22 protein-coding genes and 1 pseudogene are annotated in these 26,967 nt (G+C 76.6%); 16 read left to right on the forward strand and 7 right to left on the reverse strand.

Features of this window, described 5'->3' with window-relative positions:
- The first annotated feature begins 218 nt into the window (after positions 1 to 218).
- The 6 genes from heR to ACI8AC_RS12840 all read left to right on the forward strand — a co-directional run bounded on the left by heR (position 219) and on the right by ACI8AC_RS12840 (position 7,821).
- On the forward strand, positions 219 to 1,010 hold the full coding sequence (gene heR / locus ACI8AC_RS12815; protein ID WP_456898163.1) for a heliorhodopsin HeR: 792 nt from the start codon (positions 219 to 221) through the stop codon (positions 1,008 to 1,010).
- A gap of 239 nt (positions 1,011 to 1,249) precedes the next feature.
- Positions 1,250 to 2,755 (forward strand): NADP-dependent isocitrate dehydrogenase, encoded by a 1,506-nt coding sequence (locus tag ACI8AC_RS12820; RefSeq protein ID WP_456898164.1) that lies wholly within the window; start codon positions 1,250 to 1,252, stop codon positions 2,753 to 2,755.
- Between the two features lie 196 nt (positions 2,756 to 2,951).
- Entirely contained in the window at positions 2,952 to 3,197 is a 246-nt protein-coding gene (locus ACI8AC_RS12825) for a hypothetical protein (RefSeq protein ID WP_456898165.1), read from the forward strand.
- Between the two features lie 96 nt (positions 3,198 to 3,293).
- Positions 3,294 to 3,500 (forward strand): hypothetical protein, encoded by a 207-nt coding sequence (locus ACI8AC_RS12830; RefSeq protein ID WP_456898166.1) that lies wholly within the window; start codon positions 3,294 to 3,296, stop codon positions 3,498 to 3,500.
- Positions 3,501 to 3,502: 2 nt separating this feature from the next.
- On the forward strand, positions 3,503 to 4,627 hold the full coding sequence (locus ACI8AC_RS12835) for an acyltransferase family protein (protein ID WP_456898167.1): 1,125 nt from the start codon (positions 3,503 to 3,505) through the stop codon (positions 4,625 to 4,627).
- A 461-nt stretch (positions 4,628 to 5,088) separates the two neighbouring features.
- Positions 5,089 to 7,821: a cation-translocating P-type ATPase gene (locus ACI8AC_RS12840; RefSeq protein WP_456898168.1), complete on the forward strand. Its 2,733-nt coding sequence runs from the start codon at positions 5,089 to 5,091 to the stop codon at positions 7,819 to 7,821.
- Here the strand turns inward: ACI8AC_RS12840 and ACI8AC_RS12845 are convergent.
- Positions 7,787 to 8,125, reverse strand: a complete 339-nt coding sequence (locus ACI8AC_RS12845; protein ID WP_456898169.1) for a helix-turn-helix transcriptional regulator — start codon at positions 8,123 to 8,125, stop codon at positions 7,787 to 7,789. The genes ACI8AC_RS12840 and ACI8AC_RS12845 overlap by 35 nt on opposite strands.
- A gap of 243 nt (positions 8,126 to 8,368) precedes the next feature.
- Here ACI8AC_RS12845 and ACI8AC_RS12850 point away from each other — a divergent pair, with 243 nt between their 5' ends.
- The gene (locus ACI8AC_RS12850; protein ID WP_456898170.1) at positions 8,369 to 8,794 is read left to right on the forward strand and encodes a hypothetical protein; all 426 of its coding nucleotides are present in this window, start codon (positions 8,369 to 8,371) and stop codon (positions 8,792 to 8,794) included.
- Positions 8,791 to 9,837, forward strand: a complete 1,047-nt coding sequence (locus ACI8AC_RS12855; RefSeq protein ID WP_456898171.1) for a baeRF3 domain-containing protein — start codon at positions 8,791 to 8,793, stop codon at positions 9,835 to 9,837. The genes ACI8AC_RS12850 and ACI8AC_RS12855 overlap by 4 nt, the downstream gene beginning before the upstream one ends.
- A 25-nt stretch (positions 9,838 to 9,862) precedes the next feature.
- On the opposite strand, the gene ACI8AC_RS12860 is transcribed toward ACI8AC_RS12855, so the two are convergent.
- From ACI8AC_RS12860 to ACI8AC_RS12875, 4 genes are all read right to left on the reverse strand, one after another.
- Entirely contained in the window at positions 9,863 to 10,078 is a 216-nt protein-coding gene (locus tag ACI8AC_RS12860) for a hypothetical protein (protein WP_456898172.1), read from the reverse strand.
- An 87-nt stretch (positions 10,079 to 10,165) separates the two neighbouring features.
- A complete protein-coding gene (locus tag ACI8AC_RS12865; protein ID WP_456898173.1) occupies positions 10,166 to 12,532 on the reverse strand; it encodes a [protein-PII] uridylyltransferase in 2,367 nt (788 codons plus the stop codon).
- A gap of 186 nt (positions 12,533 to 12,718) precedes the next feature.
- Positions 12,719 to 13,057 (reverse strand): P-II family nitrogen regulator, encoded by a 339-nt coding sequence (locus tag ACI8AC_RS12870; protein WP_012950005.1) that lies wholly within the window; start codon positions 13,055 to 13,057, stop codon positions 12,719 to 12,721.
- A complete protein-coding gene (locus ACI8AC_RS12875; RefSeq protein ID WP_456898174.1) occupies positions 13,054 to 14,382 on the reverse strand; it encodes an ammonium transporter in 1,329 nt (442 codons plus the stop codon). The genes ACI8AC_RS12870 and ACI8AC_RS12875 overlap by 4 nt, the downstream gene beginning before the upstream one ends.
- 348 nt (positions 14,383 to 14,730) lie before the next feature.
- Here ACI8AC_RS12875 and ACI8AC_RS12880 point away from each other — a divergent pair, with 348 nt between their 5' ends.
- The 6 genes and pseudogenes from ACI8AC_RS12880 to ACI8AC_RS12905 all read left to right on the forward strand — a co-directional run bounded on the left by ACI8AC_RS12880 (position 14,731) and on the right by ACI8AC_RS12905 (position 19,244).
- Positions 14,731 to 15,432, forward strand: a complete 702-nt coding sequence (locus tag ACI8AC_RS12880; RefSeq protein WP_456898175.1) for an energy-coupling factor ABC transporter permease — start codon at positions 14,731 to 14,733, stop codon at positions 15,430 to 15,432.
- The gene (locus ACI8AC_RS12885) at positions 15,429 to 15,779 is read left to right on the forward strand and encodes a PDGLE domain-containing protein (RefSeq protein ID WP_456898176.1); all 351 of its coding nucleotides are present in this window, start codon (positions 15,429 to 15,431) and stop codon (positions 15,777 to 15,779) included. Before ACI8AC_RS12880 ends, ACI8AC_RS12885 begins: the two co-directional genes overlap by 4 nt.
- 1 nt (position 15,780) lies before the next feature.
- Positions 15,781 to 16,563, forward strand: a complete 783-nt coding sequence (gene cbiQ, locus ACI8AC_RS12890; RefSeq protein WP_456898177.1) for a cobalt ECF transporter T component CbiQ — start codon at positions 15,781 to 15,783, stop codon at positions 16,561 to 16,563.
- Positions 16,560 to 17,342 (forward strand): energy-coupling factor ABC transporter ATP-binding protein, encoded by a 783-nt coding sequence (locus ACI8AC_RS12895; RefSeq protein WP_456898178.1) that lies wholly within the window; start codon positions 16,560 to 16,562, stop codon positions 17,340 to 17,342. The genes cbiQ and ACI8AC_RS12895 overlap by 4 nt, the downstream gene beginning before the upstream one ends.
- Positions 17,343 to 17,440: 98 nt before the next feature.
- Positions 17,441 to 17,851 (forward strand): annotated as a pseudogene (locus ACI8AC_RS12900) (PAS domain-containing protein); the annotation flags it as partial.
- A 67-nt stretch (positions 17,852 to 17,918) separates the two neighbouring features.
- Positions 17,919 to 19,244 carry a PP2C family protein-serine/threonine phosphatase gene (locus ACI8AC_RS12905; RefSeq protein ID WP_456898179.1) on the forward strand — a complete coding sequence of 442 codons (1,326 nt, stop codon included), beginning with the start codon at positions 17,919 to 17,921 and terminating at the stop codon, positions 19,242 to 19,244.
- A 134-nt stretch (positions 19,245 to 19,378) separates the two neighbouring features.
- Here the strand turns inward: ACI8AC_RS12905 and ftsY are convergent, their stop codons facing one another.
- Positions 19,379 to 20,608, reverse strand: a complete 1,230-nt coding sequence (ftsY, locus tag ACI8AC_RS12910; RefSeq protein WP_456898180.1) for a signal recognition particle-docking protein FtsY — start codon at positions 20,606 to 20,608, stop codon at positions 19,379 to 19,381.
- 72 nt (positions 20,609 to 20,680) lie between these two features.
- Between ftsY and ACI8AC_RS12915 the strand changes: the two genes are divergently transcribed.
- Entirely contained in the window at positions 20,681 to 22,360 is a 1,680-nt protein-coding gene (locus ACI8AC_RS12915) for an alkaline phosphatase D family protein (RefSeq protein ID WP_456898259.1), read from the forward strand.
- 5 nt (positions 22,361 to 22,365) lie between these two features.
- A complete protein-coding gene (locus ACI8AC_RS12920) occupies positions 22,366 to 23,160 on the forward strand; it encodes an endonuclease/exonuclease/phosphatase family protein (protein ID WP_456898181.1) in 795 nt (264 codons plus the stop codon).
- 94 nt (positions 23,161 to 23,254) lie between these two features.
- Here ACI8AC_RS12920 and smc read toward each other — a convergent pair whose 3' ends face one another.
- Positions 23,255 to 26,821 (reverse strand): chromosome segregation protein SMC, encoded by a 3,567-nt coding sequence (gene smc, locus ACI8AC_RS12925; protein ID WP_456898182.1) that lies wholly within the window; start codon positions 26,819 to 26,821, stop codon positions 23,255 to 23,257.
- Between the last annotated feature and the right edge of the window lie 146 nt (positions 26,822 to 26,967).

Below are 26,967 nucleotides of genomic sequence, written 5' to 3' on the forward strand. Positions count from 1 at the left end.
GGCGCGGCCGGCCGGTCGAACCGATCGGCGACACGGCGACGGGCCCGGTCGGGTCCGGACCCTCGCGCCTCCTGCCGCCAGGGTATCGAGCGCGACACCCCCCGGGTGGGACCACGACGGAGCACCCCGCCTGCGGTGCGCGGCGGAGAAGCGGCACCCGGGCAGGGACGGGGCACCATGGGGCAGCGTCCCGGCCCTTCCCCGTCCAGGAGGTCGCCGTGCACGGCACCACCGCTCCCCGCTCCGCACCGGTCGCGACGGGGGTGGACGACGCGCGGCTCGCCGGCCTCCGGCGCTGGAACCTGGCGCTGACGGTCCTGCACGCCGCGCAGGCCGTCGCGGTCCTCGTGCTGGCGAGCGGCTTCGCGATCACCGTGACGTCGTCGTTCCCGGCAGGTCCGCCGGGCACGGCGGTGCCGGCGCCGGAGCCCCTCGTCGACGTCGGCGTGGGCGCGGCGATCGCGGTCTTCCTGGGGCTGGCCGCGGTGGACCACCTGCTGACCGCCACGGTGCTGCGCCGGCGCTACGAGGACGACCTGCGCCGGGGCATCAACCGGTTCCGCTGGCTGGAGTACTCGTTCAGCTCGACGATCATGGTGCTGCTGATCTGCGCCTACACCGGCATCACCGGGCTGAGCGCGCTGATCGGCATCGCCGGCGCCAACGCCGCGATGATCCTGTTCGGCTGGCTGCAGGAGCAGGTGAACCCACCCGGCCGCGCCCGGACGACGATGCTGCCGTTCTGGTTCGGTTGCATCGCCGGGGCGGCGCCCTGGGTGGCGATCACCGCGAACATCGTCGGGGCCGACCGGATACCGGGTTTCGTCTACGGGATCTTCTTCTCGCTGTTCGTGTTCTTCACGAGCTTCGCGGTCAACCAGTGGCTGCAGTACCGGGAGGTCGGCCCGTGGCGCAGCTACGCCCACGGGGAGCAGGCCTACCTGGTGCTGAGCCTGGTCGCCAAGAGCGCGCTCGCCTGGCAGGTCTTCGCCGGCTCGCTGGCCACCTGATCCCGCCGCCGGCTCCGAGCCGGCGGCGGGACCGCACGACCGGTGCCCGGTCGACGGGTCGTCGACCGGGCGCCGCACCGCCCTCGAGGTCACCGGTCACCCCGTGCGCCCCTCGGCGTCCTGCGGCGGACGGCCGGGCACCGACGCCCGTGGCGGGGGCGGTCGCCGGACCGGCCGCTTTACAGGATGTGAAATTCGCGTAATTCTGTACGCATACGGCGATCCCCTGGAGGTGGCTCATGACCGGGACCACGACGTACCAGCGACCTGCGGCAGCGGCGCCGGACGCCCGACCACGGGAGAGCACGGCCGGCGTCCCGGTCACGGTGGCCCGTGGCGACGGCATCGGCCCGGAGATCATGGACGCGACCCTGCGGGTCCTCGACGCCGCCGGCGCCCGCCTGGCCGTGGAGGAGATCGAGATCGGCGAGGCGGTGTACCGGCGCGGGCACACCGCCGGCATCGAGGCGTCGGCCTGGGAGTCGCTCCGCCGCACCAAGGTCTTCCTCAAGGCCCCGATCACCACCCCGCAGGGCGGCGGGTTCAAGTCGCTCAACGTCACGGTGCGCAAGGCCCTGGGGCTCTACGCCAACGTCCGGCCGTGCGTGGCCTACGCACCCTTCGTGCCGACGCGGCACCCCGGCATGGACGTGGTGATCATCCGTGAGAACGAGGAGGACCTCTACGCCGGCATCGAGCACCGGCAGACCGACGAGGTCACCCAGTGCCTGAAGCTGATCAGCCGCCCGGGGTGCGAGCGGATCGTCCGGTACGCCTTCGACTACGCCCGCCGGCACGGCCGCCGGAAGGTCACCTGCTTCACCAAGGACAACATCATGAAGCTGACCGACGGGCTGTTCCACCGGGTCTTCGACGAGGTGGCCGCCGAGCACCCCGACATCGAGTCCGAGCACTGGATCGTCGACATCGGCGCGGCCAAGCTGGCGGACACGCCCGAGGCCTTCGACGTCGTCGTCATGCCCAACCTCTACGGCGACGTGCTCTCCGATGTGGCGGCCCAGGTCGCCGGCTCGGTCGGGCTGGCGGGCTCGGCCAACATCGGCGACCAGGTGGCGATGTTCGAGGCGATCCACGGGTCGGCGCCGCGCCGGGCGGGGCAGGACGTCGCCAACCCGTCGGGCCTGCTCGTGGGCGCGGTGATGATGCTGGTGCACGTGGGCCAGGCCGAGGTCGCCGAACGGGTGCACAACGCCTGGCTGGCCACCCTGGAGGCCGGGGAGACCACCTACGACATCACCCCGCCCGGGCGCACCCCGCTCGGTACGCGGGCCTTCGCCGACGCCGTCGTCGCCCGCCTGGGCGAGCGACCGGCCACGCTGCCGGCCGTGGCCTACGCCGCCCTGCCCCCGTTCGAGCCCCCGGCTCCGGTGCGCCGCGAGCCGGAGCCGAGGACGATGGACGGCGTCGACGTGTTCGTCCACCACGCCGGGGTTTTCCCCGACGCGCTGGCGGCGACCCTGCGCGACGCGTCGCGGAGCTGCTACCTGCAGCTGCAGATGGTCTCCAACCGCGGGGTCAAGGTCTGGCCCGACGGCCTGCCGGAGACGTTCTGCACCGACCACTGGCGGGCCCGCTTCCTGGCCCCGGCGCCCGGCTGCGCCCACTCGAAGCACGTGCTGCAACTGCTGCACTTCCTGGAGCGGGCCGGCGTCGACTTCGTCAAGACCGAGGGCCTCTACCGGTTCAGCGGGCGGCCGGGCTACTCCCTCGGGCAGGGGCAGTGACCGCTGTCACGGCGCAGCGCCCGCCCGGTCCCGGCCCCCCGGGGCGGCGTGCGCCTACCGCCCGGACCCCGCGTCCGGCCGCCCACCACCCTGCTGGATCGCCGAGACCCCGCACCGGGCACGGCTCGACCTGGCCTTCTCCGTCCTCCGCCGGTACGGGATCGCGGCGCTGCCGGCCGTCGGCGACGACCCCGGGGTGACGCGCCGGCGACTGGAGGAGGCGCTCGCCCACCGCTTCCCCGACGGCGCGGGCTCGTACGCCTCCTGGACCGCGGCGGACGACCGGCGCTGCATCGACGAGGCCGGCACCCTGGTGGCGGAGCTCCCGCTGCACCACCCTCCGCACGTGGCCGCGGCGGTGGCCGCCGCGCTGGACCGGGTGGGACTGCCGGTGGGGCGGCTGCCGGACGGCCGGACGACGGTCGTACCCGTCGGCACCTGACCGACCGGGGCCCGGGGGCGCCGAGGGCATCCCGCCGTCCGGGCGCCGGTCGCCTCCCGGCCGCCCCGCACCGACGTGCGCGAGGAGGTGACCGGGGTGGGTCCGACCCGGAGCCCGTCGATCCGGACCCTCGTCGGACGGACACCGGAGAGCCGGGACCGGGTGGTCGACCTGCTGCGGGCGGCGGCGATCCTCACCGTGGTCGTCGGCCACTGGGTGGCCGTGGTCGTCGTCGTCCGCGACGGGGAGCTGAGCGGCGCCAACGGCCTGGGGCTGTGGCCCCCGGCGGAGTACCTGTCCTGACTGTGGCAGGTCATGCCGCTGTTCTTCCTCGTGGGCGGCTACGCCGGCATGGCCTCCTGGCAGTCGGCCCGGGCGGCCGGCCGGCACCGGGCTGGCTGGAGGACCGGCTGCGCCGACTGCTGCGGCCCACCTCGCTCTTCCTGGCCGCCCTCCTGACCGGGATCACGATCGGCCGGCAGGTCGCCGCCCCCGGTCTGGTCGCCACGGCGGCGTGGCTTGTCGCGATCCCGCTGTGGTTCCTGGCCGTCTACGTCGCCGTGGTCGCCGCGACGCCGGTCCTCGTCGCGGGGCACGGCAGGTGGGGGCTGCGGGTGCCGGTGGCGCTGGCGCTCCTGGTCGCCACCTCGGACCTGCTGCGGCTGCTCTCCGGCGAGGCCCTGGCCGGCGCCCTCGACTTCGTGCTCGTCTGGCTGTGCCTCTACGTCCTCGGCATCGGCTGGCGGGCCGGCACGCTGCTGACCCGGGACCGCACCCCCGCGGCCCTGCTGGCCTGCGGTGGGCTGTCGGCCGTCGGGCTGGTGGCCGCCGGCCCCTACCCGGTGAGCATGCTCGGCGTGCCGGGCGAGCAGTTCCAGAACACCGCGCCACCCACGCTGGCCCTGCTGGCCTACGGCGTGGCGCAGGTCGGTCTCGTCCTGCTGCTGCGGGGCCCGCTGACCCGGCTGTGCCGTCGTCCGCCGGTGTGGACGGCGACGGCCGCGGTGAACGCCACCGTGCTCACCGTCTACCTGTGGCACCTCGTACCGGTGCTGGTCGCCGCCCCGGCGCTGTACCTGACCGGCGCCCTCCCGCGTCCCGAGCCGCTGTCGGCCGGCTGGTTCGCCCTGCGCCCGGTGTGGGTGCTCGCGTGCGCGGCCGTGCTGCTGGTCCTCGTCCTGGCCCTGGGCCGCTTCGAGCGCCCCCGCGCCAGGGGCACGACCGCGGCCCCGGCGGCCACGGTGACACCGGTCCACGTCGGCGCCGTGGTTCTCGGGGTCGGCGCGGTCTGCGCCGGCCTGGCGCTGCTGACCGCGGCCGGGACCGGCCACGTCACCCACCCGGCGGTCCTGACCGGCACCGTGCTCCTCTACGGCTCCGGCCTGGCACCGATCCGCGCGTCATCCCATAGCAAGAAGTTTTTTTCGTAATTTGTGCTGCGCTAGACTGCCGTGCGACCCGGCTCCCCGTCCCGGGCGGCCGGTGGACGAGGGGGTGGTCCCCGTGTCGGATCTCATCCCGTGGCTGACCCTCGGCCTGTGGGGCGCCGCCATCGCGCTCAGGGTGCACCCACGGACGCGCGCGTGGGCCCCGCGCGGCATCGCCGGGCGACGTGCCGCAGCGTCGGGCGGCCGCACACCGGCGCCGCCCCTCCCGGGTGCACCGCATCTCCCGGGCGCACCGCATCTCCCGGGCGCACCGCATCTCCCGGGCGCACCGCATCTCCCGGGCGCACCGCATCTCCCGGGCGCACCGCATCTCCTCGGCGCGGCACCGCTCCCATCCCCCGGCGCACCCCCGTGGACGCCCAGACCCCCGCGCACCCGCCCACCGACGAGTCCGGCGTCGGGCTCGACCGGGTACCCGACCGCCCCCTCCGAGAGGTCCTCCCATGACCCAGTCGCCCCCCGCCGACACGGCACTCGGCTCGGCAGGCGGAGAACTGCGCGACCCCTTCCTGCTCCCGGCGACCGCCGTGGCGGAGGCCCTGGAGGTCGACCCGACCCGTGGCCTGGACGAGACCGAGGTCGCCCGCCGCCGGGCCGAGCACGGCGAGAACGCGCTGGCCCAGCAGCCGCGCCGGCCGGCCGTGCTGCGCTTCCTCGACCAGTTCCGGAGCCTGCTCATCCTCATCCTGCTGGGTGCCGCCGTCCTGGCCGGCGCGGTGGGCGACCTCAAGGACACGATCGTCATCCTGGTGGTGCTGTTGATCAACGCGACCATCGGCTTCGTCCAGGAGAACAGGGCCGAGCGCAGCCTGGAGGCCCTGCGCGACATGCTCGTGCCGACCGCGCGGGTCCGCCGGGACGGTGCGGCGCGGGTCGTGGACGCCGCCGACCTGGTACCGGGCGACGTGGTCCTCCTCGAGGCCGGCGACCGGGTGCCCGCCGACGGGCGGCTGCTGGTGGCCGAGTCGGTCGAGGTCGACGAGTCCGCGCTCACCGGGGAGTCGCAGCCGGTGAGCAAGGGCACCGCCCCGGTCGGGCCCGCGCCGGGTGACCGGGTGGCGCTGGCCGACCGCACCGGCATGGGCTACATGAACACCACGCTCACCCGGGGCCGGGCCGAGCTCGTGGTGACCGCGACGGGCATGCGCACCGAGGTCGGTGCGATCGCCGAGCTGCTCCGCAGCGGCGAGGACCCCAAGACGCCGCTGCAGGTCCAGCTGGACTCGCTGGGCAAGCGCATCGCCGTCATCGGCGGCATCGCCATCACCGCCTACGCGGCCATCGCCCTGGCGCGCGGCGAGCCACTGGGCGAGCTGGCGCTCTCCGCGGTCGCCCTGGCGGTGGCCACCGTGCCCGAGGGCCTGCCGGCCGTCCTCGCCCTGACCCTGGCGCTCGGGGTCGCCCGCATGGCCAGGCGCGGCGCCATCGTCAAGCGGCTGGCCTCGGTGGAGACCCTGGGCTCGGCCACCGTCATCTGCAGCGACAAGACGGGGACGCTCACCCTGAACCAGATGACCGCCCGTGCGCTGGTGTACGCCGGGCGCCGGGTCCGCATCGAGGGCGAGGGCTACGCGCCGCGGGGTGCCCTGGTCGACGAGGCCACCGGTCGGCCGGCCGAGGACGCCGGCCTGCTGCTGGAACCCCTCACCCTGTGCAGCGACGCCACCCTCTCCCCCGACACCGGCCACCGGCCCGGCATCGTCGGCGACCCCACCGAAGGTGCCCTGGTCGTCGCGGCCGCCAAGGCCGGGATCGACGCGACGGTGCTGCGCGGGGCGCATCCCCGCACCGCCGAGCTGCCCTTCGACAGCGCCCGCAAGTTCATGGCCACCGTGCACGACGAGGGCGGCCGCGCCCGCGTCCACGTCAAGGGTGCACCCGACGTGCTCCTGGCCCGGAGCACCGCGGTCCTCACCGGCGACGGCGTCCGGTCGCTCGACGGCGCCGAGCGGGAGCGCATGGCGGCCGAGGTGTCGGCCCTCGCGTCACGGGGTCTGCGGGTGCTGGCCGCGGCGACGACGCTCGCGGACGACGCTCCCACCGACGCCGAGGAGTTCGCCGAGCGGCTGTCAGGGCTGACCCTGCTCGGCCTGGTCGGCATCGCCGACCCACCGCGACCGCAGGCGAGGGACGCCATCGCCCTGGCGCACCGGGCCGGCATATCGGTCAAGATGATCACCGGCGACCACCGCGACACCGCGGCCGCGATCGCGCGGGAGCTCGGCATCCGCGGCGAGGTGCTCACCGGTGCCGAGCTGGACCGGATGAGCCCCGAGGAGCTGTCGGGACGGGTGGAGGACGTCGGTGTCTTCGCCCGGGTGGCCCCCGAGCACAAGGTCGCGATCGTGGCAGCCCTCACCGCCCGGGGGCACGTCGCCGCGATGACCGGCGACGGGGTCAACGACGCGGCCGCGCTGCGCTCGGCGCACATGGGCGTGGCGATGGGGATCACCGGCACCGAGGTCACCAAGGAAGCCGGCGACATGATCCTCACCGACGACGACTTCGCCACCATCGTCGCCTCGGTCCGCGAGGGCCGGTCGATCTACGACAACGTGGTCAAGTTCGTCCGCTTCCAGCTGTCCACCAACATCGGCGCCATCCTGTCCTTCCTGGGCGCCAGCGTGGCCGGGCTGGCGGCGCCGCTGACCGCCATCCAGGTGCTGTGGGTCAACATCATCATGGACGGCCCCCCGGCCATGGCCCTGGGCGTCGACCCGGCCCGACCCGGGCTGATGGACGACCCGCCCCGCAGGCCCAGCGAGCGCATCCTGAACCGGACCCGGCTGTTCCGGATGTTCCGGGCCGGCGCGATCATGGCGACCGGCACGCTGTCTGCGCTCGCCCTCGCCGACGCGGCCTACGGCACCGCGGTGGCGACCACGATGGCGTTCACCACGTTCGTGCTGTTCCAGTTCTTCAACGCCCTGAACGCCCGTGCCGAGCGGGAGACCGTGTTCACGCGGCACCTGTACAGGAACCGGTGGCTGTGGATCTCGTTCGCGGTCGTCGTGCTGCTGCAGGTCCTGGTCGTGCAGCTGCCGTTCCTGCACACGGTCTTCGACACCACGGCACTGGACCTCACCCAGTGGCTCACCTGTGCCGCGGTGGCCTCCGCGATCCTGGTGGTGGAGGAGTCGGTCAAGCTCGCCGGCCGGCCGGCTCGGCGCCGTTGACCGATGCCCCTCCCCCGGCGTCCCGCAGCACGAGCGCGAGGAAGTCCCCGATCCGCACGTGCTGCTCCAGCGGGTGCCGGAACCGCCCGTGGTTCACGACCGTGTAGTGGTTCCGGCGCCCCACGCGCTCGCGGACGACGTAGCCGGCCTGCTCCAGGTCGCTGACGATCATCTGCACCGCACGCTCGGTGATGCCCACCCGGGTCGCGACGTCCCGCATGCGGACCTCGGGGTCCGCGGCGAGGCTGACGAGGACGTGCCCGTGGTTGGACAGGAAGGTCCACCCCGGAGAGGTCTCGGTCACCCGAAGGACACTACGCGGACGGGGACAGCACGCGGATCGGGACGCGGCTCACCGTGCGGCGTCACCGCGGCACTGCTCCGCACCCCTGTACCTGGCAAAGAATTTCACGTAAATTTCTTCGTGCGAGGGGAGTGCCCGAGCGCATCCTGCGCAGCCGCCGCCCGTCAGTCCCGGCCCCGGCCCGGGCCCGGCCGGCCCCACCCGGGGTCGGGGGAGACCTCGCCGCACCGCTGGGAGTTCCCCGTGACCGTGCTCAGCCCACCGCCACCGGCCCCCGCACCGCAGCGCAGCGCGCCACCGCCCCGCCCTGGACCCCGGCGCCTGCTCGCCGTCGTCACCGACCGGAGCGACGTGGCCGCCGACCTCGGCCCCGCCCTCGCCGCGGCCCGGCGCAGCCGTGCACCGCTGCACGTCGCCGTGGTCCTGCCCCGACCACCCTGCACCCTCGACGCCGAGCTCGCCGCCCTGCTGGCCGAGGAGTCCCATCGCCTCGCCCGCGACCTGCGCGCGGCGGTCCGGCAGGCGCTCGCGGCGGCGGGCGCGTCCGCGACCGTCGACCTGCACCGGTGCCCGGGCCTGTCCGGGCGGCGGCGCCGGCGGGTCCTCGAACGCACGGTCGGCCGGCTGGCCCGCCGGCTGGACGCCGTCGTCGTGGGCGCCCCCCGGTGACGGCCGCGCCCGGGCGGGTCGGCTGGCCCACCCCCGAGCAGGTGCTGCTGCTCCAGTCGGTGCGGACCGACACCTGCGTCTCCCTGCTGGCCACCACCCGGCCCGCGCCGCGGATGACCGAGGCCGACGCCGCGACGCTCCGCCGCCTGGCCGCCGGTGCCGCCACCCGGCTCGCCGGGCAGGGGCGCGCCGGCGCCGAGCTCACCGACGCGATCGCCGAGACCGTCGCCCGCGCCCGATCCGGGCCGACCGGTCGCGGCATCGCGGTGTTCGTCGACCCCGCCGTCCGCGAGGTGGTCCGGCTCCCCGTACCGGTGGCCGACCGGGTCGTCGTCGACCCGACCTTCGCCACCCGCGACCTGGTCCGCGCCCTGCACCGCACGCCCCGGCACCTGGTGCTGCTGCTCTCCGAGCGGGAGGCGCGGCTGCTGGAGGGGGTGGCCGAGGACCTGCGCCCCCCGCCCCGCTCACCGTTCCCCGTCCCCGCCGAGGGCATGGGCCGGGACGCCTTCCTCCGCCGGGTCGACGAGTCCCTGGGCACCCACCTGCGGCTGCACCCGGCACCCCTCGTGCTGGTGGGCGCCGAGCGCACGCTGGCCCGCTTCCGCCGGGTGTCCCGCAACCTCGGCCGGCTCGCGGGCACGGTGACCGGGGGCCTCACGCGGGCGCCGCTGCCCGACCTGGTGCCGCGGATCCGCGAGGTGCTGGACGCCTACCTGCTCTCCCGGCAGGACGAGGCGCTGGCGCTGCTCGACCGCCGCCGGTCCCGGCACGCGGTGGTCGACGGCATCGAGGCGGTGTGGCTGGCCGCGCGGCGGGAGCGCCCGGAGATGCTCGCGGTGGAGGAGGGCTTCCTCTTCCCCGCCCGGCTCAGCCCCGACGGCGACTTCGTCACCCCGGCCGACGACGTCGACCACCCAGACGTCGTGGACGACCTCGTCGACGAGGTCATCGAGATCGTGCTGCTGCGCGGCGGCTGGGTGGCCCTGGTCACCGACGGCGCCCTGGCCGACCACGGCCGCGTGGCGCTCACCGTGCGGTGACCGCGGGGCCGGGGCCCCGGCCCGGTCAGGCCGCGCGGGTGGCCCGCGCGGCAGCGGCCGGCACCGGCGCCCCGGCCCACACGGCGGCGCCGCAGTCGCCGCACGTCCAGTCGGGGCACTCGCCGCCGTCGTCGGTGTGGCCGTCGGCGCACGGGGGCTGCACGAACTCGCGGTCGTCGCCGCACACCGGGCAGGCCCAGACCCGCCCCTCGGCGGTCGCGACGGCGAAGCGGTCGGTCATGCGGACTCCTCTCGCGGCGAGGTGGGACCGGTCCGTCCCCTCCTCGTCACCGACGGTGGCACGGGCCACCGACAGAACCGGGGAGCCTCAGCCCGGCGTGTCCGCTCCCCCGGGCACCGGGTCGGGCACCGCGCCCCGCGCGGCGGCGGCCAGCGCCGACTCCACCCGCGCCCGCTGCTCCCCGTCGATCGGCGTCCCGGAGGTGTTGGTCACGTAGAAGTGGTCGGCGGCATCGGCCCCGAGGGTCTCCACGCGTGCGGAGGTGACGTCGAGGCCCTCGGCGGCCAGCGCCGCGGTGAGCCGGTAGAGCAGGCCGGCCCGGTCGCCGGCCCGGACCTCCACGATGCCGGTGGCGTCGCCGGTGACCTCGCCGTTGTGCCAGGCGATGCGGGGCGGGGCCGCGCGACCGTCGTCCTGCCGGTAGTCGGCCTCCCGCTGCCGCAGGCGGGCCGACAGCGGCAGCGTCCCCTCCAGGGCGGCGCGCACGGCGTCGGCCAGGATCGAGGGCACCGGCGGCCGGCCGAAGCGGGGGCGGACGGCGAAGACCGCGGTGGCCCGGGAGCCGTCGGTGTTGACCTTGGCCGCCCGCACGTCCAGCTGGTTGAGCGCGAGGACGCCGGCCAGGCAGCTGAACAACCCGGGGCGGTCGGGCGCGCGGAAGGTCACCTGCTGGCCGTCGGCGACGTCCTCCACGGCCACGGTCACCGCCGCCCCGCCGCCCTCCGCCCCCGGGTCCGGGGCACCGGGGTGCAGCACGGGCTCGGTGTCGGGCGCGGCCGAGCCCCCGATCCGCGACTGCACGCGGGCCACCAGCGCGGCCACCAGGTGGGCCTTCCACGGCGACCAGGCCGACGTGCTCGTGGCCGCCCCGTCGGCCTGCGCCACGGCGTGCAGCAGCTGCAGCAGCGCCGGGTCGTGGTCGAGGGTCGCCGCCACCCGCTCGACCGTCGCCGGGTCGTCGATGTCCCGGCGGGTCGCGGTGTCGGGCAGCAGCAGGTGGTGGCGGACGACGGCGGTGAGCGTGGCGACGTCGGCCGGCGCGAAGCCCATCCGGGCGGCGACCTGCCCGGCGACGGGCGCCCCGACGACGCTGTGGTCCCCGGGCCAGCCCTTGCCGATGTCGTGCAGCAGCGCGCCGACGAGCAGCAGGTCCGGCCGGTCGACGTCCCGGGTCAGCTCTGCCGCGGCCGCCGCGGCCTCGACCAGGTGCCGGTCGACGGTGTAGCGGTGCCACGGGTGGCGCTGCGGGAGGGAGCGCACCCGGTCCCACTCCGGCAGCAGGCGGGCCAGCAGCCCCTCCTGGTCGAGCTGCTCCAGCACCGGGACGGCGGAGCGCCCGCTGGCCAGCAGCCGCAGGAAGGACCAGCGGACCTCGGCCGGCCACGGCTCGGGCACCGGCGGGGAGTGCACGGCGAGGACCTTGAGCGTGTACGGCGAGAGCAGGAGGTCGGCGCGGGCGGCCGCGGCGGCACCGCGCAGCACCAGGCCCGGGTCGGCGGCCGGGCGGGCGTCCCGGGCGAGGACCACCTCGTCACCCTGGCGCACCACGCCCTCGGCCAGCGGTTCGCGGCGCACCCGGCGGTAGCGCCCGCGGGGCCGGCGCACGAGACCGGCCTCGACCCGCCGCCAGGTCTCGTCGGCGAGGAAGGCCAGCCGCCGGCCGGCCAGGCTCACCTCGCGCAGCAGCGCGTCCTCGTCGGCGACCCCGAGCGCGGCGGCGACCGGCCGCTGCTCCTGCCGCACGAGCACGTCGGTCGGGCGGCCGGTCCGGCGGCGCAGCTCATCGCGGACGTCGAGCAGGAACGCGTAGGCCTGCTCCACCTCGGCCGGGGGTTCGTCGGCGAGCTGCGCGGCGGCCGCGGCGCGCAGCACCTGGCCCTCGCGCAGGCCGCCGTAGGCCTCCTTGAGGTCGGGTTCGAGCAGGAAGGCCAGCTCCCCCACCTGGCGGGCGCGGCCCCGGCGCAGGTCGCGCAGCTGCGGCAGCAGCCGGGAGGCCGACTGCCGCCAGCTGGCCAGCGTGGCGGTGCGCAGGGCGGCCGCGAGGTCGGCGTCCCCGGCGACGAGGCGCGCGTCGAGCAGCCCGAGCCCGGCCTTCACGTCGGTCGAGGCGGTGGTCACCGCCTCGGCGACGGTCCGCACGGAGTGGTCGAGCCGGAGGCCGGCGTCCCAGATGGGGTACCAGACGGCGTCGGCGAGGGCGGCGATCTCCGGCCGCCCCTCGTGCACGAGGACCAGGTCCAGGTCGCCGTACGGCGGCGGCTCCCGGCGCCCCAGGCTGCCGACGGCCACCAGGGCCACCCCCTCGGTGCCGCTGCGGGGCGGGGGCCCGCCCCGGCGGCTCCGCGGCGGCGGTGTCCCGGCGACCGCGTCCTCGAGCAGCCCGCGCAGCCAGGCCTCCAGCACCTCCCCGCGCCGCGCCCGCGGGAGCGCGGGCAGCGCCTCGGTGTCGAGCACGGGTCCCCCTCGGTCTGCGGTGCGCCGCCGGCGCGGCGGCGTGTGCTGGAGCGGTGTCGCGGATCGGTACCCCGGGACGGCGTCGGCCGGGGTGGCGGGGTTCCGCCACCCCGGCCGACGGGTGCTCCCGGTCCCCTTGCGGGGTCCCGCCCCGAGCGTGCGAGGGGTGGGGGGCGAGGGGATCCCTCAGAGGGCGTCGGCACCCCGCTCACCGGTGCGGACGCGCACGATCTCGTCGATCGTGGTCACCCACACCTTGCCGTCGCCGATCTGACCGGTGGAGGCGGCCTCGACGATCGCGTCCACCACGCGGGCGGCCTCGATCTCGCCGACGACGACCTCGATGCGGACCTTCGGCACGAAGTCCACCTGGTACTCCGCGCCGCGGTAGACCTCGGTGTGGCCCCGCTGGCGGCCGAAGCCCTGGACCTCGCTGACGGTGAGCCCGGCGATGCCGATCAGCTCGAGGGCGTTCTTGACGTCGTCGAGCTTGAACGGCTTGACGATCGCGGTGACGAGCTTCATGCCCGGATCCCTTCGGTGTTGCGGGCCTCAGCCCGTGCCTGGCCGGTCAGCGGCGCGGTCGAGCCGCTGCTCCCCAGCGAGGCGAGGTCGTAGCCGGACTCGGCGTGGACGACGGTGTCGATGCCCGTGACCTCGTCCTCCTCGCTGACCCGGAAGCCCATCGTCGCCCTGATGCCCGTCCCGATGATCCAGGTGACCACGAAGGAGAAGACCAGCACCGCGAGCGCACCGACGACCTGCCGCCACAGCTGGTCGACGCTGCCCCCGAAGAGCAGGCTCTCCACGCCGGCCGGCGCCTCGGGGTCGGCGAGGAAGCCCACGGCGATGGTGCCCCACAGGCCGCCGACCAGGTGCACGCCGACCACGTCGAGGGAGTCGTCGTAGCCGAAGCGGTACTTCAGGCCGACCGCCAGGGCGCACAGCGCGCCGGCGACGACGCCCAGGACGATCGCGCCCACCGGGTTGACCGCCGAGCACGCGGGGGTGATGGCGACCAGGCCGGCCACCGCACCGGAGGCGGCGCCGAGCGAGGTGGCGTGACCGTCGCGCAGCTTCTCGGTGGCCAGCCAGCCGAGGACGGCGGCGCCCGTCGCGGCCAGCGTGTTGACCCACACCGTGGCCGCCGTCTCGTTCGCGCCCAGCGCGGACCCGGCGTTGAAGCCGAACCAACCGAACCACAGCAGGCCGGCACCCAGCATCACCAGCGGCAGGTTGTGCGGCCGCATGGCGTCGCGGCCGAAGCCGCGCCGCCTGCCGAGCACGAGGGCCAGCGCCAGGCCCGCCGCACCGGCGTTGATGTGCACCGCGGTGCCGCCGGCGAAGTCGACGGCGGCCAGGTCGTTGGCGATCCAGCCGCCGACCACGCCCAGGTCGTCGTTGTCGAAGGCGAACACCCAGTGGGCCACCGGGAAGTAGACGACGGTCGCCCAGATGCCGGCGAAGACCATCCACGCCCCGAACCGGGCGCGGTCGGCGACGGCGCCGCTGATGAGGGCGACGGTGATGATGGCGAAGACGGCCTGGAAGCCGACGAAGGCCATGTCGGGCAGGCCGTTGGTCACGCTGGTCATCAGGCCGGCGAGGCCGAGGTACTCGAACGGGTCGCCGAGCAGACCGCCGCCCACGTCGTTGCCGAAGGCGACCGAGTAGCCGTAGAGCACCCAGAGGACGCTGATCAGCGCCAGCGCCCCGAAGCTCATCATCATCATGTTGAGGACGCTCTTCGCGCGGACCATGCCGCCGTAGAAGAGCGCCAGGCCCGGGGTCATCAGCAGCACGAGCGCCGCGCTGGTGAGGATCCAGGCGGTGTTGCCGGTGTCGACCACGGCAACCTCCTGTACGTGTCGGGGGCCATCGCCCGCATCGGTCGGGTCCACCGGCGCAGGGGAACGCCCGGCGGTGTGCTGGTGGGGCCGTCGTCCGGGGGGCCGGTCGACGCGGCGTTCACGGTGCCGTCGGCCTGTTTCACGCGGTGGCGCGCCGCTGTTTCCGCGCGGTGAACTCCGGCCCGCGTGTCCCCGCCGCGTGTTCCGGCCGTGTTGCGCTCCCGCGCGCCGGGGCTCCCTGCCCGACCGGACGGTTCCTCCTGCGAACCCTGTGCACCTGCAAGAGATGTGCAATAAGGTCGCCAGCGCCGGTTCCCGCCGCGGGGCCCGGCACCGAGAGGAGGCAGCGTGCACGTCCCCGACGGGTTCCTGGACGCGACGACGTCGGCCGGCACCGGGGTCCTGGCCGCGGGCACCGTGGCCGTGGCGCTGCGCGGGGCGCGCGCCGAGCTCGACGAGCGCACCGCCCCCCTGGCCGGCCTGACCGCTGCCTTCGTCTTCGCCGTGCAGATGATGAACTTCCCGGTCGGCGCGGGCACCAGCGGACACCTCATGGGGGGCGCGCTCGCCGCCGCGCTGGTCGGCCCCTGGACGGCGGTGCTGGCGGTCACCTGCGTCCTCGTCGTCCAGGCACTGCTGTTCGCCGACGGGGGGTTGACCGCACTCGGCACGAACATCGTGCTCATCGGCGTGGTCACCGTCGCGGTGGGGTACCTGTGCACCCGCCTGGCGACCGCGCTCGCACCGCGCAGCCGCGCCGCCCTGCTCGCCGGCAGCGGGATCGGCGCCTTCCTGTCGGTCCCCGTGGCGGCGCTGGTCTTCGTGGGGCTGTTCGCCGTCGGCGGGGCGGTCGACGTCCCGCTCGGCGCCATGGCGGCGACCATGACCGGCGTCCACCTGCTCATCGGCCTGGGCGAGGCGGCCATCACCGTCGCCGTGCTCGGCGCCGTCCTCGCCGTGCGGCCCGACCTCGTGCACGCCGCGCGGCGCCTGCGGGGCACCGCGCCCCTGGCCGGCCGCCCGGCGACGGCCGTGGGCGGTGCCCGGTGACCCGCGCGTACCGCACGGGCGGCTTCCTGCTGGCCGGGCTGCTCGTCGCCCTCCTCGTCGCGGGGGTGGGCAGCTACTACGCCTCCTCGCACCCCGACGGCCTGGAGTGGTCGGCCGAGCAGGAGGGGTTCGGGGACACCGCGCGCGACAGCGCGGTCGCCGGGTCGCCCCTGGCCGACTACGCGGTCACGGGGGTCGACGACCCCCGGCTCTCCGGCGGGCTGGCCGGGGTCGTCGGGGTCGCGGCGACGCTGGTCCTCGCCGGCGGGGTGACCCTGCTCGTGCGGCGGCGCGGGCGTGACCGGGCCGAGCCCCGCGCCGGCACCCCCACCGGCCGGACCGGCTGACGTGGGCGCGGGGCACGGCGGTGCGCTCGGTGCCGCCTACGTCGCCGCGGACACCCCGGCGCACCGGCTGCCGGCGCACCTGAAGCTGCTGGCGGTGCTGGCCTTCGCGGTGGTCGTCGTGGCCACCCCCGTCCACGCCGGCTGGGCTCCGGCCGCCTACGGCGGGTACCTGCTGCTCGTCCTCGGCGCCGCGGCGGTGGCCCGGGTGGGGCCGCGGCGGCTGGTCCGCGGGCTGGTCGTGGAGATCCCCTTCGTGGTCTTCGCGCTGCTCCTGCCGGTGGTGGCCCACGGTCCCCGCGTCGAGGTCGGCGGGCTCTCGCTGTCCGAGAGCGGGCTCGCGGCGGCCGGCGGGCTGCTGGCCAAGGCCACCCTCGCGGTGCTGGCCGCCACCGTGCTGGCGGCGACGACCGAGCCCCGGGCGCTGGTGCGCGGCCTGGAGCGGCTGCGGCTGCCCTCCGCACTCACCCAGATCCTGATGTTCATGATCCGGTACGTCGACGTGGTCGGCGGCGAGCTGCACCGCATGCGCGTGGCCCGCGAGTCCCGCGGCTTCCGCGGTCGCGGCCCCGGCGCGCTGCGGGTGCTGGCCTCCACCGCGGGGGCGCTGTTCGTCCGCTCCTACGAGCGCGGAGAACGGGTGCACCTGGCGATGCTCTCCCGCGGCTACACCGGCCGGATGCCCACCGGGCCGGGCGCGGCCGTGGCTCCCCGGGAGTGGCTGGCCGCCCTCAGCCTCCCGGTGGCCGCCGCCGCCGTCCTGGCGGCGGGCATGCTGGTCGGGTGAGCCCGTCCGCCCCGCCCTCCCCGCCGGGCCCGTCCCACCCCGGTCCCGCCCTGCTGGTCGAGGACCTCGCCTTCGCCTACCCCGACGGGCACCAGGCGCTCTTCGGCGTCGACCTGCGCCTGGACCCCGGGGAGCGGGTGGCGCTGCTGGGCCCCAACGGGGCGGGCAAGACCACCCTGGTGCTGCACCTCAACGGCATCCTGACCGCCGGCCGGGGCCGGGTGGCGGTCGCCGGGCTGCCGGTCGACCGCAACCACCTGCAGGAGGTGCGCCGCCGGGTCGGGATCGTCTTCCAGGACCCGGACGACCAGCTGTTCATGCCGACCGTCGGGGAGGACGTCGCCTTCGGCCCGCGCAACCTGGGCCTGCCGGAGCCCGAGGTCGCCGCCCGGGTCGCCGCCGCCCTCGACCAGGTCGGCATGTCCGGGGCCGCCGACCGGCCGCCGCACCACCTGTCCTTCGGCCAGCGGCGCCGGGTGGCGGTGGCCACGGTCCTCTCGATGCACCCCGACGTCCTCGTGCTCGACGAGCCGTCGTCCAACCTCGACCCCGCCGGGCGGCGGGAGCTGGCCGAGGTGCTCGAGGCGCTCCCGGTGACCATGCTGATGGTCACCCACGACCTGCCCTACGCCCTGCAGCTGTGCCCGCGCTCGGTGGTCCTCGACGGCGGCGTCGTGGTCGCCGACGGGCCCACCCGGGACCTGCTCGCCGACGCGGACCTGCTCGCCGCCCACCGCCTCGAGCTGCCCTTCGGCTTCGACCCGCGCGGGGTCGCCTGAGGTCCGCGGCACGTTACCGCCGCGCCGACCGGCGGGTATGCAGGCCGGCACACCAGGTGGAGCCCGTGGCGGGCTGCGGACGGGAGGGTGAGCACCGCGTGTCGGCCGAGCGGGACCCGCGGCGTGCGGGGGACCTCCCGGACCCGGACTTCGCGCGCGTCTTCGACGTCGCCCCCGCCCCGTTCCTGCTGCTCACCCCCGACTTCGTCATCGTCCACGCCAACCAGGCACGGCTGGACGCGACGGCGACCACGCTGGAGCAGAACGTCGGCCGGCACCTGTTCGACCTGTTCCCCCTCAACCCGGACGACCCGGCCGCCGACGGGGTGGTCAACCTCGCCGACTCAATGGCCCGGGCACGGGACACCCGCCGCCCGGTCACCATGCCGATCCAGAAGTACGACATCCCGATGCCCGACGGCTCGTACGCCGAGCGGTACTGGAGCCCGCGCAACGTCCCGATCCTGGACGACGATGGCCGCGTCGTCCTGCTGCTGCACCGCGCCGACGACGTGACGGAGTACGTGGTCGAGCGGGACGAGGCCCGCCGCCAGGCGGCCCCTGGGCCGGACCCGGGTGGAGGAGGTCGAGGGCGACCTGTTCGGGCGTGCCCGGGAGCTCGAGGGCCTCAACGCCGAGCTGCGCGCGACCACCGACCGGGAGCGCCGGACGGCGCGGTCGCTGGCCGGGCTGGCCACCACGGTGTCCGCCCTCGCCGACGCCGAGACGACCCGGGCCATGCTCGAACGGCTCTTCGCCCAGGGCCGCACCGCCCTGGGCGCCGACGTGGCCGCGGTCACGCTGATCCGGCCCGGCAGCGCCCCGCACGCCCTGACCGAGAGCCGGGACGAGCGGCTGCTCACCGCCGACCTCGACCCCGGGTCGCCGCTGCCGATGGCCGTGGCCGCGGGCGGGCGGGCGGTGGTGGTCCGCGACGCGGGCACGGCCGGCGACGCGGAGATCCGGCGCCTCGCCGAGGGGCTGGGCCTGGCCGCGTGGGCCGCGCTGCCGCTGCGCGCCGGCGGCCGGCTGCTGGGGTCCTGGACGATCGGCTGGCGGGACCCCCAGCCGCTGGACGGCGAGGACCTGCGGGTGCTCGAGGCCTGGGCCGCGCAGTGCGCCCAGGCCGTGGACCGGGTCTCCCGGCTGGAGGCCGAGCGGCGCCGGGCGCACGCCACCCGCAGCCTCGCCGAGGCCCTGCAGCGCTCCCTGCTCACCGACCCGCCGCAGCCGGACGACCTGGGCATCAGCGTCCGCTACCGCCCGGCCGCCCAGGAGGCCCGCGTGGGCGGCGACTGGTACGACGCCTTCCTCTCCCGCGACGGGGCGACGACGCTCGTGGTCGGCGACGTCGCCGGGCACGACCGCGCCTCGGCCGCCGTCATGGGCCAGGTCCGCAACATGCTGCGCGGCATCGCCCACGCCCTCGACGCGTCCCCGGCGACGGTGCTCTCGGCCCTGGACCGGGCGATGGCCGACCTGGGGATCGGCACCCTCGTCACCGCGGTCGTGGGCCGCGTGGAGCTGCCCGCCTCCGGCGCGGCAGGGGTGCGCACGCTGCGCTGGTCCAGCGCCGGCCACCCCGCCCCGCTGCTGCTGCACGCCGACGGGAGCGCCGAGCTGCTCGACCGGCGGCCCGAGCGGCTGCTGGGGACCGACCCCGCCACGGCGCGCAGCGACGCGACGGTGCCGCTCGTCCCCGGCGACACCGTCGTCCTCTACACCGACGGGCTGGTCGAGCGGCGCGGCACCACCCTCGACGAGGGGACGGCGCGGCTGCTGGACGCCGGCCGGGACCTCGCCGCGCACCCGCTCGAGGGCCTCTGCGACGCCCTGCTCGCCCGCCTGGCACCCGCCGCCGTCGACGACGTCGCCCTGCTGGCCCTGCGGGTCGAGCGCTAGCCGCCCGCCGGCGCCCGGTCCTCCCCGCCCACCAGCGCCCGGTCCTCCCCGCCCACCAGCGCCCGGTCCTCCCCGCCCACCAGCGCTCAGTCCTCCCCGCCCACCAGCGCTCAGTCCTCCCCGCCCACCAGCGCTCAGTCCTCCCCGCCCACCAGCCCCTCGGCGAAGGCCTCCGGCTCGAACGGCGCCAGGTCGTCGGCCCCCTCCCCCAGCCCGATCAGCTTCACCGGGATGCCCAGCTCCCGCTGCACGGAGACGACGATGCCGCCCTTCGCGGTGCCGTCGAGCTTGGTGAGCACGACCCCGGTGACGGTGACGGCCTCGGTGAACACCCGCGCCTGGACGACGCCGTTCTGGCCGGTCGTCGCGTCCAGCACGAGCAGCACCTCGGTCACCGGGCTCTGCTTCTCCACGACGCGCTTGATCTTGCCCAGCTCGTCCATGAGGCCGCCCTTGGTGTGCAGCCGGCCGGCGGTGTCGACGACGACGGTGTCCACCTCGGCCTCCACCCCGGTGCGCACCGCCTCGAAGGCCACCGAGGCCGGGTCGGCGCCCTCCCGGCCGCGCACCGTCAGCACGCCGACCCGCTCACCCCACGTCTCGAGCTGGTCGGCCGCGGCGGCGCGGAACGTGTCGGCGGCCCCCAGGACCACGCTCTTGCCGTCCCCCACCAGCACCCGCGCGATCTTGCCGACCGTCGTGGTCTTGCCGGCGCCGTTGACCCCGACGACGAGCACGACCCCGGGGCGGCCCTCGCGCCGGTCCACGCCGAGCGAGCGGTCCAGGTCCGGGCCGAGGACGGCGGTCAGCTCGCGGACCAGCAGCCGGCGCAGGTCGGCGCCCGACGCGGTGGCCAGCACCATCGACTGGGTGCGCAGCCGGTCGACGATCTGGGTCGTGGCGGCGACGCCGACGTCGGCGGCCAGCAGCGTCTCCTCGACCTCCTCCCAGTCGTCCTCGGTCAGCCGCTCGCGGGCCAGGACGGTCAGCAGCCCGCGGCCGAGGGAGGACTGGGACCGGGCCAGGCGGGAGCGCAACCGCACCAGCCGGCCGGCCGAGGGCGGCGGGGTCTCGAAGACCAGGCCGGGCTCGGGCTCGGCCGGCGGGAGCTCCACCTCCGGCGGGGCCTCGGGGGTGACGGCGTCCGGTTCCGCCGGCGGTGCACCCAGCCCCGACGCGGTGGCCCCCGACGGGGGCGGTGGCTCCTCGCGCGGCGGGGCGGGCGGCCGCGGCCGGGTGAGCGTGGTGCCGCCGGCGGCGTCCTCGTCGAGCCGGGTGGTGCGGCGACCGCGGCCGACCAGCAGGCCGACCCCGGCGATCAGGGCGACGACGAGGATCGCGATCGCGATCAGCACGAATTCCATGGCCGCCAGTCTCCCAGCCGGCGCACACCCGGCTCTGGGCGGAACCCGGGTCGGTGGAGGAGGCTGACCGGCATGCCGCTGACCGCCGGGGACGCCCCCGCCCTCCTCCTGGGGCCGCTGCTGCGGCACGTGGACCCGGTGTCGGCCACCGTCTGGGTGGAGACCGACCGGCCCTGCGACGTCGACGTCCTCGGCCGGACGGCGCGGACCTTCCAGGTCGGCGGACACCACTACGCGCTGGTCGTGGTCGACGGCCTGGAGCCCGGTAGCAGCACCCCCTACGAGGTGCGGCTGGACGGGACGCGGGTGTGGCCCGGGGCGTCCTCGCCGTTCCCGCCGAGCCGGATCCGCACCCCCGGCCGGCCCGGGCCGTTCCGCGTGGCGTTCGGCTCCTGCCGGTACGCCACACCGAGCACCGTCGGCCTGGCCGAGGGGATCCCGCCGGACGCGCTGGACTGCTACGCGGCAGACCTCGCCACCCGGCCGGAGGACGCCTGGCCCGACGCGCTGGTCCTGCTCGGCGACCAGGTCTACGCCGACGAGCTCACCCCCGCGACGCGCGCCTGGCTCGAGGTGCACCGCGGCGAGCCGGTGCCGGCGCACGCGCACGTGCGGGACCGGGAGGAGTACACCCGGCTCTACGCGGAGTCCTGGAGCGACCCGCAGGTCCGCTGGCTGCTGTCGACGGTCCCGTCGTCCATGGTGTTCGACGACCACGAGATGATCGACGACTGGAACACCTCGGCGGCCTGGCGCCGCCGGGTGGGCGCCACCGACTGGTGGCACGAGCGCATCGTCGGCGGCCTGGTCAGCTACTGGGTGCACCAGCACCTGGGCAACCTCAGCCCGCAGGAGCTGGCCGCCGACCCCACCTGGGCGGCGGTCCGGCAGGCCGAGGGGGACGCCGAGCCGGTGCTGCGGGCCATGGCCGAGGCCGCCGACGCCGACCCGCGGTCGTTCCGGTGGAGCTTCGTCCGGCACTGGGGGGACGCGCGGCTGGTCGTGGTCGACACCCGCGCCGGCCGGGTGCTCGACGAGGGCACGCGGCAGATGCTCGACGACGACGAGATGGCCTGGGTGGAGGCCGCGCTGCGCCGCGCGGTCGACGAGGGCGTCGAGCACCTGGTCATCGGCAGCTCGCTGCCCTGGCTGCTGCCGCACGCGATCCACGAGCTCGAGCGGTGGAACGAGACGCTCGTGGCGCGGCACCGCGCACGCCCGCTGGGCCGGCTGTCCGAAGCCCTGCGCCAGGCGGCTGACCTGGAGCACTGGTCGGCCTTCGGGGACTCCTTCGAGCGGCTGGGCCGGGCGCTGGTGGCCCTGGCCCGCGGGGAGCAGGGGCGGGCACCCGCGACGGCGCTGGTCCTCTCCGGCGACGTCCACCACGCCTACGCCGCCGAGCTGGTCTCCCCCGGCGACCTGGACACCCGCGTGCACCAGCTGACCGTCTCCCCGCTGCACAACCGGGCCCCCTCGGCGGTCCGGCTCGGCTTCCGGGCGGGCTGGAGCCGGTGGGCGCGGCGGCTGACCGCCGCGCTGGGCCGGCTGGCCCGGGTCCGCCCGTCGGAGCTGGACTGGGCGCTGGCCGCCGGTCCCTACTTCGGCAACCAGCTCGGCGAGCTGGTGCTCGAGGGCCGGGCGGCGCGGCTGCGGCTCTGGGTCAGCGGCCGCGACGACGAGGGGCACGAGGCGGTGCACCTGGTCGCCGACCTGCCCCTCTCCGCCGACGTCCCGGCCGGGCTGCCAGGCTGACCGGTGTGAGACCCGCACCCGGACCCGACCAGCCGCCCATCCCGGTCCGGCTGGTCACCTTCAACACCCACCACGGCGTCGGGGTGGACGGCCGGCACGACCTGCCGCGCCTGGCCACGGTGCTGGCCGCCGCCGACGCCGACCTCGTCTGCCTGCAGGAGGTCGACCGCCGCTTCGGCGAGCGCAGCGAGGACGTCGACCAGGCGTTGCTGCTGTCCCGGGCGCTGGACATGCAGCTGGCCTGGGGGCCGGCCATCGACCGGCCGCGGGGCGGCGACGACCCGCGCCAGTACGGCAACGCCCTGCTCTCCCGGCTGCCGCTGCTCGTCAGCGACGTCCACCCGCTGCCCGGCGACGGCGAGCCGCGCAGCGCGCTGCGGACCCTCGTCGAGCTCGACGGCGGCACGCTCTGGGTCACGACCACCCACCTCACCACCGGCCCGGCCCCCGACCGCGCCGCGCAGGTCCGCGCGCTGCTGGACCTGCAGACCACGCCGATGGGGGCCGGCGTCCTGGTCGGCGACCTCAACACCGAGCCGGACGCGGCCGAGCTGAACCCCCTGCGGGAGCGGTTCACCGACGCCTGGCAGCTCGCGCGGGAGCGCGACGACCAGGTGGGCTGGCGGTTCTGGCACCGGGAGCACGGCGAGACCCACCCCGCCCGCCGCCCGGTGCGGCGCCTGGACCACGTGTGGGTCACCCCGGGGGTCACCGTCGCCGCCGCCCGCGTGCTGGAGGGGGACGGCGCGTCCGACCACCGACCGCTCGTGGTGGACCTGGAGGTCCCGAGCGGCGTCTGAAAGAGGACCCCCTGCCCCCCACCGCTCGCACGCTCGCGGCGGGCCCCTGCAGGGGGCCATCCAGCTCGCCGCACGCCTCCGGAGGCGCCTCGCCTCAGGCGGGTTCGGCCTCGCGCAGGCGCTGGCTGATGACGCCGGTGATGCCGTCGCCGCGCATGCTCACCCCGTAGAGGGCGTCGGCGATCTCCATCGTGCGCTTCTGGTGGGTGATGACGATCAGCTGCGACGTCGCCCGGAGCTGCTCGACGAGCGTGAGCAGCCGGCCGAGGTTGACGTCGTCCAGTGCGGCCTCGACCTCGTCGAGCACGTAGAACGGCGACGGGCGGGCGCGGAAGATCGCGACCAGCAGCGCCACCGCGGTCAGCGACCGCTCCCCGCCGGACAGCAGCGACAGCCGCTTGACCCGCTTGCCCGGCGGACGGGCCTCGACCTCCACCCCGGTGGTGAGCATGTCCTCGGGGTCGGTGAGCACCAGCCTCCCCTGCCCGCCCGGGAAGAGGGTGGCGAACACCTGCTCGAACTCGCGGGCCACGTCGGCGAAGGCCGCGGCGAACACGTCGTGGATCCGCTCGTCGACCTCGCGGACGACGGTGAGCAGGTCCCGCCGGGTGGCCTTGAGGTCCTCGAGTTGGGTGGCGAGGAAGGAGTGCCGCTCCTCCAGCGCCGCGAACTCCTCCAGGGCCAGCGGGTTGACCTTGCCGAGCGTGGCGAGGTCCCGCTCGGCCCGCGCCGCGCGCCGTTCCTGGGCGGCCCGGTCGTACCGGGTCGGGGCCGGCGGGTCCTGCCCGGCCGCCTCGGCCGCGGCCACGTCGGCGGGGGACGGCGGCACGGGGGCGGCCGGCCCGTACTCGGCGACCAGGGTGGGCAGGTCGACCCCGTACTCCTCGGCGGCCCGGGCCTCGAGGGACTCGATCCGGTAGCGCTGCTCGGTGCGGGCGACCTCGTCGCGGTGCACCTCGTCGGTGAGCCGCTCGAGCTCGGCGGTCGCCGCGCGGACCGCGGTGCGCACCTCCAGCAGCTCGGCCTCCCGCGTGCTGCGGACCCGGGCCAGCTCGTCGCGCTCGGCGGCGGCACGGGTGAGGGAGTCGCCGAGCGCGGTCAGCGCCGCCTCCGCGCCGGCGCGCACCCGGGCGGCGACCGCCGCGCCCCGCTCCCGGGCGGCCCGGGCCAGCGCAGCCCGCTCCCGGGCCGCCCGCTCCTGGCGGGCCTGGCGGCGCAGCGACTCGGCCCGGCCGGCCAGCGAGCGGGCGCGCTCCTCGGCGGTGCGCACCGCCAGCCGGGCCTCGGTCTCGGCCTGGCGGGCGGCGGCGGCCTCCAGCCGCAGCCGGTCGCGCTCGGCGGGGTCCGGCTCGTCCTCGACCGGTGCCGCCTCGGCCTCGGCCAGCCGCTCGGCCAGCCCGGCGAGCGCGACCTGGGCCTGCTCGAGCGCCTGCTCGGCGCGCACGCGCGCCGCGGTCGAGCGCTCGGCCTCCGCGGTCGCCGAGCGGGCGGCGGCGCCGAGCTCGGCCAGCTGGGCGGCGGCCGCCGAGCGGGTGCGGTCGGCGGCCTGGCGGGCGGCGAGGGCGGCGTCGACGTCGGCCGAGCGCTGCCGGGCGGTCTCCCGGGCCGCGGCCAGCCGGTCGGCGAGGTCGGCGGCGCGGGCGGCGGCGGTGGCCAGCTCGCGCTCGGCCTCGTCGACCCGGGCCCGCACCTCCAGACCGGACGGCGCGTCGACCTGGCCGCCCACCGCCCAGTCGGCGCCGAGGAGGTCCCCGTCGGCGGTCACCGCCCGGACGCGGGGGTGCGTGGTCACCAGCCGGACCGCGGCGGGGAGGTCGGCCACGACGGCCACCCGGTCCAGCGCCCGCTCCAGCGCGGGCGCGAGCTCGGCGGGGGACTGCACCAGGTCCAGCGCCCAGCGCGCCGGCTCGGGGAGCTCGGGCCAGCCGTCCCGGGGCAGGGCCGGCAGCCCGGCGGTGACCAGCATCCCGGCCCGGCCGGCACCGGTGTCCTTGAGGTGCGCCAGCGCGGCGGCGGCGTCGGCCACCGAGCCCACGACCAGCGCGTCGGCCAGGCCGGCCAGCGCCGCCGCGACCGGCACCTCCGCGCCGGGGGCCACGGTGAGCTGCCCGGTGACCGGTCCGTGCACGCCGGGCAGCGCGGCGGCCAGCACCGCGGCCGCGCCGTCGGCCGGCGCGAGCCCGAGGGCCAGGGCGTCGCGGCGGGCCTGCCAGGAGGCGCGGTCCCGCTCGGCGGCCCGCTCGGCGGCGGCGAGCTCGGTGACCTGGCGGGCGGCCTCGGCGTGCGCGGTGACCGCGTCGGTGTGCGCGGCGACGAGCGCGACGTCGGCGTCCTCGGGGTCACCCACCTCGGCGCGCCGCGCGGCGAGCCGGTCCGCGGCCGTCTCGGCGCGCTCGGTGGCCTCGGCGGCGGCGGCGGTGAGCCGCTGGATCTCGGCCTCGCCGGCCGTGACCCGGGAGCGGGCGGCGGCGACCTGGCCGGAGAGCCGGGCCAGCCCCTCCCGGCGGTCGGCCAGCGCCCGCGCGGCGGCCACCCAGGCCCGCTCGGCGTCGGCCAGCGACGCCTCGACCGCGGTCCGCTCGGTGACGGCGGCCGCCAGCCGGTCCCGCTCGGTGGCCAGCCCCGCGGCCAGCTCGGCCTCGGTGGCGGCCACCCGCTCGGCCTCGGCCTCGAGCTGGTCGGGGTCGCGGCCGGGGGCCGGTGCCGCGGGGGCGGCCGAGAGGTGCCGGTGCCGCTCGGCGGCCAGCTGGGCGGTGGAGCGGAACCGCTCGCCCAGCGCCGACAGCCGGTACCAGGTGTCCTGGGCGGCCCCGAGCCGCGGGGCGTCGGCGGCCAGGGCGGACTCCAGCGCCGACTCCCGGCGCGCGGCCCCGGCCAGCTGCGCCTCGACGACCGCGCGACGGGCGCGCGCGGCGGCCTCGTCGGCGACGTCGCGCTCCAGCGCCTCCCGCAGCTGCACCAGGTCCTCGGCGAGCAGCCGGAGCCGGGCGTCGCGGAGGTCGGCCTGGACACCGGCGGCGCGGCGGGCCACCTCGGCCTGCCTGCCCAGGGGCTTGAGCTGGCGGCGCAGCTCGGCGGTCAGGTCGGCCAGCCGGTCGAGGTTGGCCTGCATCGCGTCGAGCTTGCGGAGCGCCTTCTCCTTGCGCCTGCGGTGCTTGAGGACGCCGGCGGCCTCCTCGACGAAGGCGCGACGGTCCTCCGGGCGGCCGGAGAGGACGGCGTCGAGCTGGCCCTGCCCGACGATGACGTGCTGCTCCCGCCCGATGCCCGAGTCGCTGAGCAGCTCCTGGACGTCGAGCAGGCGGACCTTGTCGCCGTTGATCTCGTACTCGCTCTCGCCGGAGCGGTACATGCGGCGGGTGATCGACACCTCGGTGTAGTCGATCGGCAGGGCGCCGTCGGTGTTGTCGATGGTGAGCGTCACCTCGGCCCGGCCGAGGGCGGGGCGGCCGGCGGTGCCGGCGAAGATCACGTCCTCCATCTTGCCGCCGCGGAGGCTCTTGGCGCCCTGCTCGCCCAGGACCCAGGCGATGGCGTCGACGACGTTGGACTTCCCGGAGCCGTTGGGGCCGACGACGGCGGTGATGCCGGGCTCGAGCCGCAGCGTCGTCGGGGACGCGAAGGACTTGAAGCCCTTGAGCGTCAGGCTCGAGAGGTGCACGAGTACGGGAGCCTATCCCGCCCGGTGCGCCCGACCCGGCAGCTCAGGGGGGGCGGGACGCGTGTGGTCCCGCTGCAGGGTCCCGCCGCCGGCCCCGTCCGGGGGCTCACCCCGAGCGCGCGAGGGGTGGGGAGGACGGGGTCCTG

This window comes from Geodermatophilus sp. SYSU D00758 (assembly GCF_054049955.1).